Source organism: Streptomyces albus subsp. albus (assembly GCF_000725885.1).
Lineage (GTDB): Bacteria > Actinomycetota > Actinomycetes > Streptomycetales > Streptomycetaceae > Streptomyces > Streptomyces albus.
Genome location: NZ_JODR01000012.1, coordinates 131,111 through 147,491, shown reverse-complemented (window position 1 = coordinate 147,491; position 16,381 = coordinate 131,111). Strand labels below are relative to the sequence as shown.

Here is a 16,381-nt window from a genome sequence, read left to right as displayed (position 1 = left end):
ACGGACTGCGAAGACAGTTCCCGATGCGCAATACAAACAAGCGGGGACAAAGTGGCGGAGAGCTGAACGGGCGGTATCCAAGCCTGTGACCTGCGACGGAACAAATTGGCAGCTATCTGCCAGTGGGGGGTAGTTTGCGCGCCCGGTCCGGTTGTCAGTGCCGAGTCGTACGGTTGTGAGCATGCGGCCCAACACCCAGATCGAACGCAAGGTGGCGCCCTTCGAGGTCGTCAGTCCCTATCAGCCCAGCGGCGACCAGCCGACCGCCATCGCGGAGCTCGCACAGCGGGTGACCGCGGGTGAGAAGGACGTCGTGCTGCTGGGTGCGACGGGTACCGGCAAGTCGGCCACCACCGCGTGGATGATCGAGAAGCTCCAGCGGCCGACGCTGGTGATGGCGCCGAACAAGACGCTGGCCGCACAGCTCGCCAACGAGTTCCGCGAGCTGCTGCCGAACAACGCGGTCGAGTACTTCGTCTCGTACTACGACTACTACCAGCCGGAGGCGTACGTCCCGCAGACGGACACCTACATCGAGAAGGACTCCTCGATCAACGAGGAGGTCGAACGGCTCCGGCACAGCGCGACGAACTCACTGCTCACCCGCCGTGACGTGGTCGTCGTCGCCTCCGTCTCCTGCATCTACGGTCTGGGCACCCCGCAGGAGTACGTGGACCGCATGGTGCCGCTCAAGGTCGGCGAGGAGATCGACCGGGACGAGCTGCTGCGCCGCTTCGTGGACGTGCAGTACACGCGCAACGACATGGCGTTCACCCGGGGCACCTTCCGGGTGCGCGGCGACACCATCGAGATCTTCCCGGTCTACGAGGAGCTGGCCGTCCGCATCGAGATGTTCGGTGACGAGATCGAGGCCCTCTCCACGCTCCACCCGATCACCGGCGAGGTGATCTCGGACGACCAGGAGCTGTACGTCTTCCCGGCCTCGCACTACGTGGCCGGTCCCGAGCGCATGGAGCGCGCCATCTCGGCCATCGAGGCGGAGCTGGCCGAGACGCTGGAGTCGCTGGAGAAGCAGGGCAAGCTGCTGGAGGCCCAGCGGCTGCGGATGCGCACCACGTACGACATCGAGATGATGCGCCAGATCGGCACCTGCTCCGGCATCGAGAACTACTCGCGGCACATCGACGGCCGTGACCCCGGCACGGCGCCGCACACCCTGCTGGACTACTTCCCCGACGACTTCCTGCTGGTCATCGATGAGTCGCACCAGACGGTCCCGCAGATCGGCGCCATGTACGAGGGCGACGCCGCCCGTAAGCGCACGCTGATCGACCACGGCTTCCGGCTGCCCTCCGCGCTGGACAACCGCCCGCTCAAGTGGGAGGAGTTCCTGGAGCGCATCGGCCAGACGGTGTATCTGTCCGCCACCCCGGGTCCCTACGAGCTGGCCCGTGCCGACGGCTACGTCGAGCAGGTCATCCGCCCCACCGGCCTGGTGGACCCGCAGGTCATCGTCAAGCCGACCGAGGGCCAGATCGACGACCTCGTGCACGAGATCCGGCTGCGCGAGGAGCGGGACGAGCGGGTGCTCGTCACCACGCTCACCAAGAAGATGGCCGAGGACCTGACGGACTACTTCGTGGAGCTGGGCATCCAGGTCCGCTATCTGCACAGCGACGTGGACACCCTGCGCCGCATCGAACTGCTGCGCGAGTTGCGGTCCGGTGAGTTCGACGTCCTGGTCGGCATCAACCTGCTGCGTGAGGGGCTCGACCTCCCCGAGGTCTCCCTGGTGGCCATCCTCGACGCCGACAAGGAGGGCTTCCTGCGCTCCGGCACCTCGCTCATCCAGACGATCGGCCGCGCCGCCCGCAACGTCTCGGGCGAGGTGCACATGTACGCCGACAAGATCACCCCGGGCATGCAGCGGGCCATCGACGAGACCAACCGGCGCCGCGAGAAGCAGATCGCCTACAACGAGGAGCACGGCATCGACCCCGAGCCGCTCCGCAAGAAGATCGGCGACATCGTCGCGGACATCGCCCGCGAGGAGATCGACACCGAGGCCCTGCTGGAGACCGGCTACCGCAAGCGGGACGAGACGGGCAAGGGCGGCAAGGCCGCCAAGGGCAAGGCGCCCAAGCCGGCCAAGAGCAAGCGCGCCAAGGAGGCCGAGCTGACCGACCGTCCGGCCGCGGAGCTCGCCGAGACCATCGAGGAGCTGACCGAACGGATGCGGGCCGCCGCGGCCGAGCTCCAGTTCGAGGTGGCCGCGCGGCTGCGGGACGAGGTGAGCGAGCTCAAGAAGGAGCTGCGCCAGATGAAGGAAGTGGGGCTCAAGTAACCCCTGGGCCGGCCCCGCGCGGGCCGGCCCCGCCGGAGTGTTGCAAGAACGCCACAAGTCACGGGCGGCCTCTCCGCCTGTCAGTGACCTTGCGTAGGGTTCTGTGCCGGGTGGCCGCCGCCGGTTCGGGCGGGCGGCCCCTGATCACAGTAGGGCAGAGAGGGGACGCACGTGTCGGTCAACTTGTCCAAGGGACAGGCCATCAGCCTGGAGAAGAGCGACGGGGGCACGCTCACGGCCGTGCGCATGGGGCTGGGCTGGAAGGCCGCGCAGCGCCGTGGTTTCTTCGGCAAGCGCACCAAGGAGATCGACCTGGACGCCTCCGCGGTCCTCTTCGCCGACAAGCAGCCCGTCGACGTGGTCTTCTTCCGGCATCTGGTCAGTGACGACGGCTCCGTCAAGCACACCGGCGACAACCTGGTGGGCGGTGCCGGGCAGGGCGGCGACGACGAGGCCATCATGGTGGACCTCCAGCGCGTGCCCGTCCACATCGACCAGATCGTCTTCACCGTCAACTCGTTCACCGGCCAGACCTTCGCCGAGGTGGAGAACGCCTTCTGCCGGATCGTCGACGAGAGCACCGGCGAGGAGATGGCCCGCTACACCCTCACCGGCGGCGGCCAGTACACCGCGCAGATCATGGCCAAGGTGCACCGCCACGGCAGCGGCTGGCAGATGACCGCCATCGGCGAACCGACCAACGGCCGCACCTTCCAGGACCTGATGCCGGCGATCCTGCCGAAGCTGTGACCAGAGGCCGGCCCGTCCGCTCGGACGACGGGCCGGCCGGACGACGGGCCCACGGGGGAGAGGCACGTGATGACGGCCGAGCTGGTGCGGGGACAGAACCATCCGCTGCCCGGCACACGAGTGGAGATACGCGTCTCGGCGGGCAGCCCCGTCATCGCCGGAGTGACCCTGGGTGATGCGCGGGGACGGCTGCGGGACGCCGGACGGGTCGCCCACCCGGCCGCACCCCGCCTCCCGGGAGTCGAGGTGTCCCGCCAGGCTGCCGCCGTGCACCGCCTGGCGGTCGATCCGGCGGCACTGCCACCGGATGTGCACCGGGTCAACGTCCTGCTCGCCCTCCCCGCCGGTGCGGACGGCCCGGTGAGCTTCGCGGGGCTGCCCGCCCCGTTCGTCGCCGTCACCGGACCGGACGGCGACACCCTCGCCGACTACACGGTGACCGGACTGGACGCGGAGTCCGCCGTGGTCGCCCTGGAGCTGTATCTGCGCCAGGGGGTCTGGAAGGTGCGGGCGGTCGGCCAGGGCTACGCCCAGGGGCTCGCCGCCCTGTTCGCCGACCAGGGTCTGACCGAGGCCGCCGCCCTGGCCGCCACCGTCGAGGAAGCCGTCGCCGCCGGCCGGGCCCGCGCGGTGTCGCCCCCACCGCACGCGCCCACCCGCTGCCCCGCCACCATCGCGCCCCCGGCGGACACCGGGGCCGCACCTGCCGCCACCACCACGGGCAGCGCCACGACAGCGGGCGCGGGCACCACACCGTCCGGCACCGGCGGAGCCCAGACCTCCGCGCGGGGGGACACCTCCGTACCGGGGGACACCTCCGTACCGGGAGAGAGCCCCGCACCAGGAGACACCTCCGTACCGGGGGAGAGCCCCGCACCACGAGACACCTCCGTGCCGGGAGGCGCACCCGTACCAGGAGGCGCACCCGTACCGGGGGACGGTGACGGCGCGGCGGCTGCCACCGGGGATGCGCGTACCACCGGCACGGGTCAGGGCCACGGCGGACCGGGTGCCGCTGGAGCCGCCGTCGGCGCGGCATCGGACGGCGCGCGCCCCGCCACGCCGTCGTCGCCCCGGGCGGCGGGCCCCGGCACCGGCGGTGGCCGGATCGACTACCGCCACCCCCGGCGGCGCCCGGCCACCCCGCCCCGCACTGCCCCGGACCAGGCGTCCGCCCCGGATCGGGAGTCCGCCCCGGACCAGGCGTCGGCCGCCCCTGCACCCGCGCATGGGCCGTCCACCCCGGCGTCCGCCCCCGGCCCGTCCCGGGGCGGCGGCGCCCCGCAGGACGTGCCCGGCCGCGCCCCGCAGCCGGTGGCGGGGGACGCCCCTGGGTGGTCCATGGAGGAGCGGCTCCACAACCAGGTGTGGGGCATGTTCGAGGATCTGGCCCGCACCGTGGCGGCGTACCGGTCGGCGGTGGACTTCGCCGACGCGCGGCAGGAGCGCGAACTGGACGGGGTGCTCGCCGACCCGCGTACCCGCATCGGGCCGGCCGCCGACGCGGCGCGTGCCGCGGCGCGGGCCAAGCATGACGCGCTGGTAGGTCAGGCCGAGGCGGCGCTGGAGCGGGACCTGGCCCAGCTGGAGGCGGAGGCGGCGGTGGTCGAGCCGGCGCTGCCGCCCGCGCTGGCCGGCTGGGACAGCCCCGTCTGGCGTACGTACGAGCCGCCCGCCGAGCGCCCGATGTCGCTGCGCGTGGGGGAGTTGAGCCTGCCCGAACGGGTGGGGCTGCGCATCCCGATGCTGGTGCGGCTGCCGCTGGAGCGGGGGCTGTGGATCGACAGCGGACACCTGACCGGCAGTGTGTCGCCGCCGGCGGACGCGGACGAGATGCGGCGGCTGGCCGCGCTGACCGCCACGGACCTGGCGGCCCGTCTCCTCGCCGTTCATCCCGCCGGAGAGCTGACGGTGCACGTCATCGACCCGGCGGGCGAGGCGGCCACCGCGCTGCTGCCGTTGGTCGAAGCGGGCGTGCTGGGCGGCCCGCCCGCCGCGGGCGCCTCCGGGGTGGCGCGCACCCTGGAGCGGCTGACGCGCCGGGTGGACCTCGTCCAGATGGCCGTCCGCAGCGGGGCCGCCGACGCGCTGCCGCCGGATCTCGACCTGGCGGACCAGCTGCTGGTCGTCCACGACTTCCCGCACGGCTTCGACGACCGTGCCGTCAACCAGTTGCGCTACCTCGCCGACGAGGGGCCCTCGGTGGGCGTCGGTCTGATGATGGTCGCCGACCGGGAGCAGGCGCGCGGCTACGGCCCGGTGCTCGATCCGCTGTGGCGGGCGCTGCTGCGGCTGAGCCCCGTCCCCGACGATCACCTCGCCGACCCGTGGGTCGGTCACGCCTGGACGTTCACCCCGTCTCGGGCGCCCGCGGGCAGCGGGACCGTGGCGCGGGTGCTGCGCGAGGTGGCCGCGGCCCGCCGGGCGGCGGGCGGCTGACCGGCGAATGACCGTTTCTTTGCCCAGTCCTTTACCTTTTCATGGGATTGCTTTACTCTCATTGCCACGGAGGGGAGTATTCCCAGCCACGCGGTGACCCCGTCAGTACGGACCGGCCGAGGACGGTCCCGGGGCACCGGCCCGGTGCGCTGTGGGCGGCGCGACGGGTGGAAGAGACCTCCGGCCCATGCTCGAATGCAAGCCGGAGGATCTTTCATGGACGTATCCATGGGCGTCTGGGTGCTGACCATCGTCGGTCTGTGCGCTCTGATCGCCGTCGACTTCTTCATCGGCGGACGCAAGCCGCATGACGTCTCGCTCAAGGAAGCCGGTATCTGGACCACGGTCTGGATCGTGCTCGCCGCACTGTTCGGTCTCGGCATCTTCCTGTTCGGGGGCGGCCAGGCGTCGGGCGAGTTCTTCGCGGGCTTCATCACGGAGAAGTCGCTCAGCGTCGACAACCTCTTCGTCTTCGTCCTGATCATGGCGAAGTTCGCGGTGCCGTCCATCTACCAGCAGCGCGTGCTGATGGTCGGTGTCCTGATCGCGCTGGTGCTGCGCGGTGCCTTCATCGCCGCCGGCGCGGCGATCATCTCGACCTTCTCGTGGGTGTTCTTCATCTTCGGCGCCTTCCTCGTCTGGACGGCCTGGAAGCTCATCCAGGAGGCGCGCTCCGGCGAGGAGGACGAGGAGTTCGAGGAGAACCGGCTGCTGAAGTCCATCGAGCGCCGTTTCCCCTCCACCGACACCTACCACGGCACCAAGCTGACGATCGTCGAGAACGGCAAGCGGCTGATGACGCCGATGCTGATCGTGATGCTGGCGATCGGCACCACCGACGTCCTCTTCGCCCTGGACTCCATCCCCGCGATCTTCGGCCTGACCCAGGACCCGTACATCGTCTTCACCGCCAACGCCTTCGCCCTGATGGGGCTGCGGCAGCTGTACTTCCTGATCGGCGGGCTGCTCAAGAAGCTGGTGCACCTGTCCTACGGGCTCTCGGTGATCCTCGGCTTCATCGGGGTGAAGCTGGTGCTGCACGCCCTGCACGAGACGGGGGTGCACGTGCCGGAGATCAGCATCCCGGTGTCGCTGGGCGTCATCTGCGCCGTGCTGATCGTCACGACGATCACCTCCCTGATGGCGTCCAGGAAGCAGGCCAGGGCCGAGGCCGAGAGCGCCGAGCGCGCCGAGGAGAGCGACGACGCCGGGCGCAAGGCCGGGATCGACTCCTGACACCGACCTCCCGGCCCCGCCCACCTCACTCCTTCCGGTAGGGGCGGGGCCGGGAGTCCGCAGTATCCCGGCCCCGCCCGCGCGGTTCCGCCCCGCGGGCGGGGCGTCAGCGGGCGACCGTCACCTTCTGCTCGGCACGCGTCCCGTTGACGAGCACCGCAAGAGTGACGGTGCCCGGTCTCCGGGCCGTCAGGGTGCCGTGCGCCGGGTCGAAGCTCACCACGCACCGGCCCCGTGGCACCCCGCCCTTGACGCAGACACCCGGTGTGCTCGGCCAGTCGGCGCTCACCGGCCAGCCGACCGGCACCCGCCGCGCGGTGGTGCCGCTGCCCTGCTCGGCGGTGGCCGACACCCGGGCCGTACCGCCCACGGCCAGCCGTTCCGGCGCGTCCAGCGTCAACGCGTCCACATGCGCCCGGGTCTGCACCGAGACCCAGTCGCCGCCGTGCGCCGCCGGCCGGCCCCGGTCCACGCCCAGCAGCGACCAGCCGGTGAAACCGCCCTCGGCCGGGGGAGCGGCGGGTGCCTTGCCCGCGTTGCCGTTGACCAGGTACGGCACGCCGTCCACCCGCGAGGCGTCGAACGCCCCGACGTGTCCGGCCACCAGCACGGCGCCCTTTCCGGAGCGGGCACGGAAGGCGGCCAGCCAGTCCTCCAGCAGATCGGCCTCCATCCTGTCGGTGAGCCGGCTGGCCCGCTGCGGTGTCGGATCGCGCGGCGGCACGTGCTGGACGACGGCGACGGAGGTGATCCGAGGGTCCCGGGCCGCGTCGTCCAACTGCCGCCGCAGCTCCTGGAACTGGGCGTAACCGCCGCCGCGCACCGTGAGGGAGGAGGTGTCCAGGGTGATGAAGCGGGTCCCCTTGTGGTCGAAGGTGCGCTGTGCGGGGCCGAACTCCTTGACGAAGTTGGCGATCGAGCCGCCCATCACCTCATGGTTGCCGGGCACGTAGTACCAGTCGACGGCGTCGCCCAGCTCCTCGTGCAGCACCTTGCGGGCGAAGGCGAGATCCTCGGGCGCCCCCTCGTCCACCAGGTCGCCGTTGACGAGGACGAAGTCCGGCCGGGCCGCGCGGATCTCCCGCAGGGTGCGGCGTGCCTGCCGTACCGCTTCGCTGTCGGGGGCGCGGGCCACGAACTGGGCGTCGGACATCACCGCGAACCGCCAGTCGCGGCCCGCCACCTCGGCGGCCGTGGAGATCAGCGGATCGTGCGGGCGGCCGGCCGGTGGCAGGTCCACATCGGGCGGGGTGCGGGCCACCAGCTCGTCCAGCACCACCTGGCCCTTGTACTGGGCTGCCGGACGGGTCTCGGCCAGGTAGAAGCGGTGCAGCCGCAGCGGGTACGCCACTCCTTCGGGTACCTCGAAGGTGATCCGGCGCCAGTCACGCCAGTCCACCAGCGGGCCGCGCAGCACCTGGTCGGTTCCCGTGGCGTCCTTGAGGTGCAGCGAGGGCCAGGCGCCCGAACCGTCGCCCTTGAGCCACAGGGTGAAGCTGCGCGGCTGTCCGGGCACCGCACGGCCGGCGGGCGGATTGGCGTAGGCGGCGCGGGTGGCGGTCGACTGGGTGAAGTCGTAGCTCAGCCGGAGCCCGCCGCCCTCCTTGCCCGCGGGCTCCGGGGCCACGGAGCCGGTGGCGCGTGCCGCGCTGAACGTCCACGCCGAGGCGTCGTCGAAGTCGGCGACCTTCTGCTCGCGCAGTCCGACGGTGACGGCCAGCCGCGTCGTGTGCCCCCGCACGGTGGCGGTCACCGTCCCGGACGCCGACTGATGACCGGGCCGGGCCCTGACCGTGAACGCACCGGTCGCGGAGTCCTCGTCCGGGGTGACGGAGAAGAGCGAACGGTCGAACGAGAGCCGTACGTCGGACGGTTCGACGGGGGCGCTGTTGCCGTCCGCGTCGTGGCCGACCAGCCCGAACGTGCCCGTGGCGGCGCCGTCCGCCAGTCCCACACGGTCGGTGGTGGGCCGGATCCGTTCCAGGGGGCCCAGCACGCGCAGCGTCGTGGACCCCTTCGCCGTGCCGCTGCGCGCGGTCACCCGGGTGGTGCCGCCCCGGCGGGCGTGGAAGACGCCCCGCGCATCGACGCGGCCCACCTGGGGGCGCGCCGTGTGCCAGGCCGCCGGACGGGGCGAGCCGGTCGCGGGCCCGTACGTCTCGTCGTACCCGGCGGCGGTCAGCTTGCGGGTCAGCCCGGGGAAGACACGGTCCGGGTGGCTGCCGGGCACGGTGTCGGTCCCGGGGGCCTGCTGCGGATCGGTGGCCGTCTTCACCCAGAAGCCCCGCAGCGTGCCCGAGCCCTCCGGTGCGGTGAGCGCCAGCCCGTTGGGCACTTCGCGTTCCTCGCCGTCGGAGGGCGCGTTCTCCAGCCGCAGGGCGGTGGACCCTGGTTCGCGGGCCACCAGGGTGGAGGAGCCGCCGCCGTCCAGGTTGAGGGCGTTGTAGGCGCCGAGCTGCTTCATCATCACCGCGAGTTCGGTGAGGGTCGCACCGCCGGACGCGGCCTGGCGGCCGTCCACCGTCAGCACGTGCATGGTGCCGCCGTCCTTGGAGAAGCCGACCGCTGTGCGCGGCGCCGCCGTGTTGTTGGGGCGGCCCTCCCAGTCCTGCGGCTTGCCGTCCTCGACCAGTACGCCCCGTCCGCCGACCGCCGTGCGGGGCAGCGGTGAGCCGTCGTCCGTGCGCATCCGGTAGGAGACACCGACCGGGTCGCCGGGGTGCAGCTCGGACAGCTTCTCCGCGCCGTCGTCCCGGCCGAGGAGAACGGTCACCCCGTCGGGGATCTCCTCCTTGCCCGGCTTGTCCGTGACGGAGATGACCTTGCCGTCCTCGACGGTCACCTCGGTGGCCCCGGGTGACTGATCGACCGTCAGGGCCCGGTCGGCCCCGCCCCACTGGGAGTCGTAGACGCCGATCCCGTCCTCGGGCACGTTCGCGGCGTTGCGGCCGGCGAGCGGGGTGGTCCCGTCCGGCAGGGTCAGGGTGCCCTCGAAATAGAGGTCGAGGATGCGGCCGGCCGCCTGCGGGCCGATGCCGACGGCCTCTCCGGCGCCGGGGGCGGGGGAGTGGGTGGGGGCGCCGTCGCGCAGACCGGGGCCGAGCGGGGCCCCCGTCTCGTTGATGTCGAAGAAGTCCGCGTTGATCGCGGCGACGGTGCGGCGCCCCTTGCCCGGGTCGTGGGCCGCGGCCAGCTCGCTGACGGTGCGGCGCTGCGAGACCTTCCCGGTGGACAGGTAGTCGGCGCTGGTGCCGTTCTTCGCGCCGCCGAGCCGCACCGAGAGGGCGTCGGCCCGCAGCCACTTGGCAGGCTCCAGCCGGGAGAACGAGGTGAGCCGGGTGCCGGGCGCCAGCGGGCGGCTGGTGCGGGACAGTTCCATCCCCTCCCCGGTGCCGGGGGCGGGGGAGCGCGGGGCGGCGGACAGGGCGGGCGCGTGGGGCGGAGGTGCCGGTGCGGTGGCCAGCGCGGCGCCGGCCGGCAGCAGACCGGCGGTCAGCGCGGCCACCACCGCTGCGGGCAGCAGCGGGCTGCGGGCGTGCCCTCGTCGGCTCCCCCGGGGTTCGGTCCGGCTCGTTCCGCGGGCCCGGGACCGGCTCGCGCGTGCGTGGAGCTGTCTCACAACGTCCCCCACAAAGACCAGTTTTCTCGGCACTTTCTGAGCACAGTGCCCGCAGCGTCCCAATGTGGACCGGCCCGCACCAGAGGGCGGGAGCGAAGTCGGGGGAAACATCAGCCGCGCGGCGGTGCATGCGGCGTAACGGCCGGGGAACACCGGCCGGCGCCGGGAAGAGCACCGGGGACGGTGCGGAGAAGCGCTGTGGAGCGTCGGGAAGGGCACCGTGCGCCGTACGGAAAGGCACGGTGGCCGCGCGGGAAGAGCACCCGGGTTCCGCGCTCTTCTCCAGCCGGTCGACGGGCGAGCGCCCGACCGGTCGAAGGTGAGCGCCCGTCCGGTCGGAAGGGCGGAGCCCCGGGCGAAGGGGCGCAGCCCCGGTCGAAAGGGTGAGCGTCGCTCAGGGATTCGCCGCCCGTCCGGCGGGGGTTGTTGACAACTGCGCGAAACCGGCGGGAATCTTGCAGAAGCGCGCAAGCGACGTCGGCCGGACGGCGTACCCAGCACCCGTCGAAGGACCGCACCATGGCACCACCGACACGACCGAGCACCGCCCCGACCCCGCCCGCCCCCAGCCTCCGCACCGGCCGCATGATCGCTCTCACCGGCGCGGTCGTGGGTGTGGTCTACGGCTACGACACCGGTTCCATCTCCGGCGCCCTGGTCTTCCTCAGCGAGGACTTCGGCCTGAGCGCCGGCCAGGCCGGATTCGTCAACAGCATCCTGGTCCTCGGCAACATCCTGGGCGCCCTGATCGCCGGACGGCTCACCGACGCACTCGGCCGCAAACCCACCATGGTGCTCGTCGCCGCCGCCTACGCCGTCTTCTCGGCCCTCTCCGCGCTCTCGCCCACCGTCCTCGTCCTCGACGTGGTGCGCTTCCTGCTCGGCGTCACCATCGGCATCTCGATCGTGGCCGCGCCCCTGTTCATCGCCGAATCCACCCCCGCCCGGCTGCGGGGAGCCGCGGTCGCCGGCTATCAGGTCGCCTGCGTCGCCGGCATCACCCTGACCTACTTCGTCAACTGGGGCCTCTCCGGCGGCGGCCACTGGCGGATCATGCTCGGCCTGGCCGCGATCCCCTCCGCCCTCGTCGTCGTGCCCCTGCTGCGGCTGCCCGACAGCCCCCGGTGGTACCTGCTCAAGGGACGGACGGAGGACGCCCGCCGGGTGATGGCATCGACCGACCCCGATGTGGACCCGGACGCCGAGAGCGCCGCCATCCAGCGGGAACTGCGCGCCGAACGCACCGGCCGCGGCGGCTCGCTCGGCCAGATGGTCCGCCGCCCCTTCCTGCGGGCGACCGTCTTCGTGCTCGGCATGGGCTTCTTCTGCCAGATCACCGGCATCAACGCCGTCACCTACTACAGCCCGCAGATCTTCGAGACCCTCGGCTTCCACGGCAACGGCCAGAACTTCCTGCTGCCCGCCGTCGTCGAGCTCATCTCGCTGCTGGCCACCGTCGCCGCGCTCTTCGTCGTGGACCGGCTCGGCCGCCGCGTCGTCCTGCTCAGCGGCATCGGCACCATGCTGGTGATGCTCGTCGTACTGACCGTGCTCTTCGGCACCCGCACGCTCAGCGGAGCCGGGATCTGGGCGGGCTTCGCCGCCATCGCCCTGTTCACCGCGGCGTTCAACTTCGGCTTCGGATCACTCATCTGGGTGTACGCCTCCGAAGCGTTCCCCGCGCGGCTGCGCTCGCTCGGCGCCTCCGTGATGCTCACGGCCAACCTCGTGGCGAACTTCATGGTCGCCCAGTTCTTCCCCTCCGTCCTGGAGGGGCTCGGCGCCACCTGGGCCTTCGGCGGGTTCGCGGCGCTGGTGCTGGTCGCGCTCGTCTTCATGGTCCGGATGGCGCCCGAGACCAGGGGCAGGCAACTGGAGGAGATCCGCGCCTACTGGATGAACGGCGGACGCTGGCCCGACACCCTGCCGGACGGCACCACGGAGGGCGGCCTGGCCCCCGGCACGGGCACCGCACTGGGGCCAGGCGTCGCCACTTCGCGAGGGCACCCGCCCACCTGACGACTCCGGGGCCGGGCCCTCGACGGTGCCTCGCACCCCGGCGCCCGCACATGGCCCGCCGTTTTCTTCTGGTGCGGGGTTCGTACGCGGCCCGCCGTTCCCGTCCGGCGGCGCGGGGCTCGCACATGGCCCGCCGTTTTCTTCTGGCGCGGGGCTCGCACGCGGCCCGCCCTTCCCGTCCAGCGGCGCGGGGCCCGCGCACGGCCCGCCGTTTCCTCCCGGCGCGGCGCCCGCACATGGCCCGCCGTTCCCGCCCGGCCCGGCGCCCGCACGCGGTCCACCGTTCCCGCCCGGCGGCGCGGGGCCCGCGACAGGAGCCCGGCGTTACTTGTCGGGGCCCGCGATCAGTTTGCCGCCGCGGACCTTCACCGGCACGGACGGCAGCGGCTTGGTGGCGGGCCCTTGGGCGACCTTGCCGGAGTCCACCTGGAAGCGGCTGCCGTGCAGGGGGCAGACCGCCACGTCCCCGTCCACCTTGCCCAGCACACTGCCCTGGTGGGTGCAGATCGCGCTGAACGCCTTGAACTCGCCCTCGGCCGGCTGCGACACCAGTACCTTCTGCTCCGCGTACAGCTTGGCGCCGCCCACCGGGACGGCCGCCGCCTCGCCGAGCTCCACCGGCTTGTCCGGTCCCGAGGAGTCCCCGGAGCCCTCTTTGCCGCACGCCGCCGCCGTCAGTCCCAGTGCCGCCAGCGCGGCACCGCACAGCACGGTGCGGCGCGTCGCTGGCGTCTCCTTGCTCGTCGTCACGCGCCGCACTCTACGTCCTGCTCTGTCCCTTCCGCCCACCTGGCCCCCGCCCGTGGGGCACCCGCCCGCGCGGGGGTGGCCCGTACCCGCGGCCCGGAACGCCGAGGGGCCGGGACCACGTGGTCCCGGCCCCTCATGGCCGTCGGCCGGGCCGCGCGGATCGGACCGCAGCCGTGGCTGCCGTCCCGCCACCGGCCCCTTCGCGGGCTCAGCGCTTGCGGGCGGACGCCGTCTTCTTGGCGGGCGCCTTCGCCGTCTTCTTGGCCGCGGACTTCTTGGCGGAGGCCCGCTTCCGCGCGGCCGGCCGCGTCGTGGCCGCGTCGCTGACGCGGTCCCCCAGCATCTCGCGGAGGAACTTGCCGGTGTGGCTGGCGGGCTCGGCGGCGACCTGCTCGGGAGTGCCCTCGGCGACCACCATACCGCCGCCGTTGCCGCCCTCCGGGCCGAGGTCCACGACCCAGTCGGCCGTCTTGATCACGTCGAGGTTGTGCTCGATGACCATGACCGAGTTGCCCTTGTCGACCAGGCCCTCCAGCACGCTGATCAGCTTCCGGATGTCCTCGAAGTGCAGACCCGTGGTCGGCTCGTCCAGCACGTAGACGGTCCGGCCGGTCGAGCGCCGCTGGAGCTCGCTCGCCAGCTTCACCCGCTGCGCCTCACCACCCGAAAGAGTGGGTGCGGACTGGCCGAGCCGCACATAGCCCAGCCCGACGTCGTTGAGCGTCTTGAGGTGGCGGGCGATGGCCGGCACCGCCTCGAAGAAGTCCAGGGCCTGCTCGATCGGCATGTCCAGGACTTCGGCGATGTTCTTGCCCTTGTAGTGGACCTCCAGGGTCTCCCGGTTGTAGCGCGCCCCGTGGCAGACCTCGCAGGGCACGTACACGTCGGGCAGGAAGTTCATCTCGATCTTGATGGTGCCGTCGCCGGCGCAGTTCTCGCAGCGCCCGCCCTTGACGTTGAAGGAGAAGCGGCCCTGCTGGTAGCCGCGGACCTTCGCCTCCGTCGTCTCGGCGAACAGCTTGCGGATGTGGTCGAACACCCCGGTGTAGGTGGCCGGGTTGGAGCGCGGGGTGCGGCCGATGGGCGACTGGTCGACATGCACGACCTTGTCGACCAGATCGTCGCCCTCGACCCGCGTGTGCCGTCCCGGCACCGTCCGGGCGCCGTGCAGCTCGCGCGCCAGGTGCGTGTAGAGGATGTCGTTGACCAGCGTCGACTTGCCGGACCCGGACACGCCGGTGACCGCGGTGAAGACGCCCAGCGGGAAGGAGACGTCGATGTCGCGCAGATTGTTCTCGCGCGCGCCCCGCACCGTCAGCTGCCGCGCCGGATCGATGGGCCGGCGTACCTCGGGCACCGGGATCTGCCGCTTGCCGGACAGGTAGTCGCCCGTGACCGACTCGCTGTTGGCCAGCAGCTCCTTCAACGGGCCGCTGTGCACGACCTTGCCGCCGTGTTCGCCGGCGCCCGGGCCGATGTCGACGACCCAGTCGGACGCCTTGATGGTGTCCTCGTCGTGCTCCACGACGATCAGCGTGTTGCCCAGGTCCCGCAGCCGTACCAGGGTCTCGATCAGCCGGTGGTTGTCGCGCTGGTGCAGGCCGATGGACGGTTCGTCCAGCACGTACAGCACACCGACCAGGCCGGAACCGATCTGGGTGGCCAGCCGGATGCGCTGCGCCTCGCCGCCGGAGAGGGTGCCCGCCGCGCGGTTGAGCGTCAGATAGTCCAGGCCGACGTCGACCAGGAAGCGCAGCCGCTCGTTGACCTCCTTGAGGACCCGTTCGGCGATCTGCTTGTCCCGCCCGGTCAGCTCCAGGTCGCGCAGGAAGTCCGCGCATTCGGTGATGGACATCGCGGAGACCTCCGCGATGGACTTGCCCTGCACGGTGACGGCCAGCACCAGCGGCTTGAGGCGGGTGCCCTCGCAGGCCGGGCAGTTCACCTCGCGCATGTAGCCCTCGAAGCGTTCCCGGCTGCTGTCGGTCTCGGCCTCCGAGTGCCGCCGCTTGACGAACGGGACGACGCCCTCGAACGCGGTGGTGTACGCGCGCTCCCGCCCGTACCGGTTGCGGTAGCGGACCTCGACCTGTGTCTTGTGGCCGTACAGCAGTGCCTTCTTGGCGCGGGCGGGCAGGCCCGCCCAGGGGATGTCGGTGCGGAAGCCGAGCGCGTCGGCCAGCGCGCCGATCAGCCGCCCGAAGTACTCCCTGGTGTGCCCGTGCGACCAGGGGTGCAGGGCGCCCTCGTCGAGGGACTTCTCCTCGTCGGGGACGATCAGCTCCGGGTCGACCTCCATCTGGGTGCCGATGCCGGTGCACACCTGGCAGGCGCCGAAGGGCGAGTTGAAGGAGAAGGAGCGCGGCTCCAGCTCCTCGAAGGAGAGGTCGTCGTAGGGGCAGTACAGGTGCTCGGAGTACATCCGCTCGCGCTGCGGGTCGTCCGGCTCCAGGTCGACGAAGTCGAGGACGACCATGCCGCCCGACAGCCCGAGGGCCGTCTCCACCGAGTCCGTCAGCCGCCGCTTGGCGCTGCTCTTGACCGTGAGGCGGTCCACGACCACCTCGATGGTGTGCTTCTCCTGCTTCTTGAGCTTCGGCGGCTCGGAGAGCTGGACGGTCTGCCCGTCCACGCGGGCGCGGCTGTAGCCCTTGGTCTGGAGTTCGTTGAAGAGGTCCACGAACTCGCCCTTGCGCTGGCGCACCAGCGGAGAGAGCACCTGGAAGCGGCTGCCCTCCTCCAGGCCGAGCACCTTGTCCACGATCGCCTGCGGCGACTGGCGGGCGATGGGCCGGCCGCAGACGGGGCAGTGGGGCTTGCCGATCCGGGCGTAGAGCAGCCGGAGGTAGTCGTAGACCTCGGTGATCGTGCCGACCGTCGAGCGCGGGTTGCGCGAGGTGGACTTCTGGTCGATGGAGACTGCCGGGGACAGTCCCTCGATGAAGTCGACGTCGGGCTTGTCCATCTGCCCGAGGAACTGCCGCGCGTAGGCGGACAGCGACTCGACGTAGCGCCGCTGGCCCTCGGCGAAGATCGTGTCGAAGGCCAGCGAGGACTTGCCTGATCCCGACAGCCCCGTGAAGACGATGAGCGAGTCACGGGGGAGGTCTATCGAGACGTTCTTGAGGTTGTGCTCGCGAGCGCCACGGACGAGAAGACGGTCGGCCACGCCTGTCGGCACCTTTCGTGTGGGATGCGGGAGCCCGCGTCCAGCGGTAGCCCCCGACCAAGAGTAGGACGGCGCCGCCCGGAGTGTCGTTCGC

Annotated in this window: 8 protein-coding genes; 5 read left to right on the top strand and 3 right to left on the bottom strand. The window is 71.9% G+C overall.

Annotated features, from left to right (window positions below):
• Positions 1-181: 181 nt before the first annotated feature.
• From uvrB to IO40_RS0115310, 4 genes are all read left to right on the top strand, one after another.
• Positions 182-2,305, top strand: a complete 2,124-nt coding sequence (uvrB, locus tag IO40_RS0115325; protein WP_016468221.1) for an excinuclease ABC subunit UvrB — start codon at positions 182-184, stop codon at positions 2,303-2,305.
• 171 nt (positions 2,306-2,476) lie between these two features.
• Positions 2,477-3,055, top strand: coding sequence for a TerD family protein (locus IO40_RS0115320; protein WP_016468220.1), 579 nt, complete (start codon positions 2,477-2,479; stop codon positions 3,053-3,055).
• Between the two features lie 69 nt (positions 3,056-3,124).
• Complete coding sequence (locus IO40_RS0115315; protein WP_033228494.1) at positions 3,125-5,494, top strand: TerD family protein; 2,370 nt, start codon at positions 3,125-3,127, stop codon at positions 5,492-5,494.
• Between the two features lie 216 nt (positions 5,495-5,710).
• Complete coding sequence (locus IO40_RS0115310; RefSeq protein WP_016468218.1) at positions 5,711-6,730, top strand: TerC family protein; 1,020 nt, start codon at positions 5,711-5,713, stop codon at positions 6,728-6,730.
• A gap of 106 nt (positions 6,731-6,836) precedes the next feature.
• Here IO40_RS0115310 and IO40_RS0115305 read toward each other — a convergent pair whose 3' ends face one another.
• Complete coding sequence (locus IO40_RS0115305; RefSeq protein WP_244190320.1) at positions 6,837-10,109, bottom strand: phosphodiester glycosidase family protein; 3,273 nt, start codon at positions 10,107-10,109, stop codon at positions 6,837-6,839.
• Positions 10,110-10,868: 759 nt separating this feature from the next.
• Between IO40_RS0115305 and IO40_RS0115300 the strand changes: the two genes are divergently transcribed.
• Positions 10,869-12,368, top strand: coding sequence for a sugar porter family MFS transporter (locus tag IO40_RS0115300; RefSeq protein ID WP_031175555.1), 1,500 nt, complete (start codon positions 10,869-10,871; stop codon positions 12,366-12,368).
• 324 nt (positions 12,369-12,692) lie between these two features.
• Here IO40_RS0115300 and IO40_RS0115295 read toward each other — a convergent pair whose 3' ends face one another.
• Positions 12,693-13,127 carry a Rieske (2Fe-2S) protein gene (locus tag IO40_RS0115295; RefSeq protein WP_016468215.1) on the bottom strand — a complete coding sequence of 145 codons (435 nt, stop codon included), beginning with the start codon at positions 13,125-13,127 and terminating at the stop codon, positions 12,693-12,695.
• A gap of 199 nt (positions 13,128-13,326) precedes the next feature.
• Positions 13,327-16,287: an excinuclease ABC subunit UvrA gene (uvrA, locus tag IO40_RS0115290; protein WP_016468214.1), complete on the bottom strand. Its 2,961-nt coding sequence runs from the start codon at positions 16,285-16,287 to the stop codon at positions 13,327-13,329.
• Positions 16,288-16,381 lie beyond the last annotated feature (94 nt).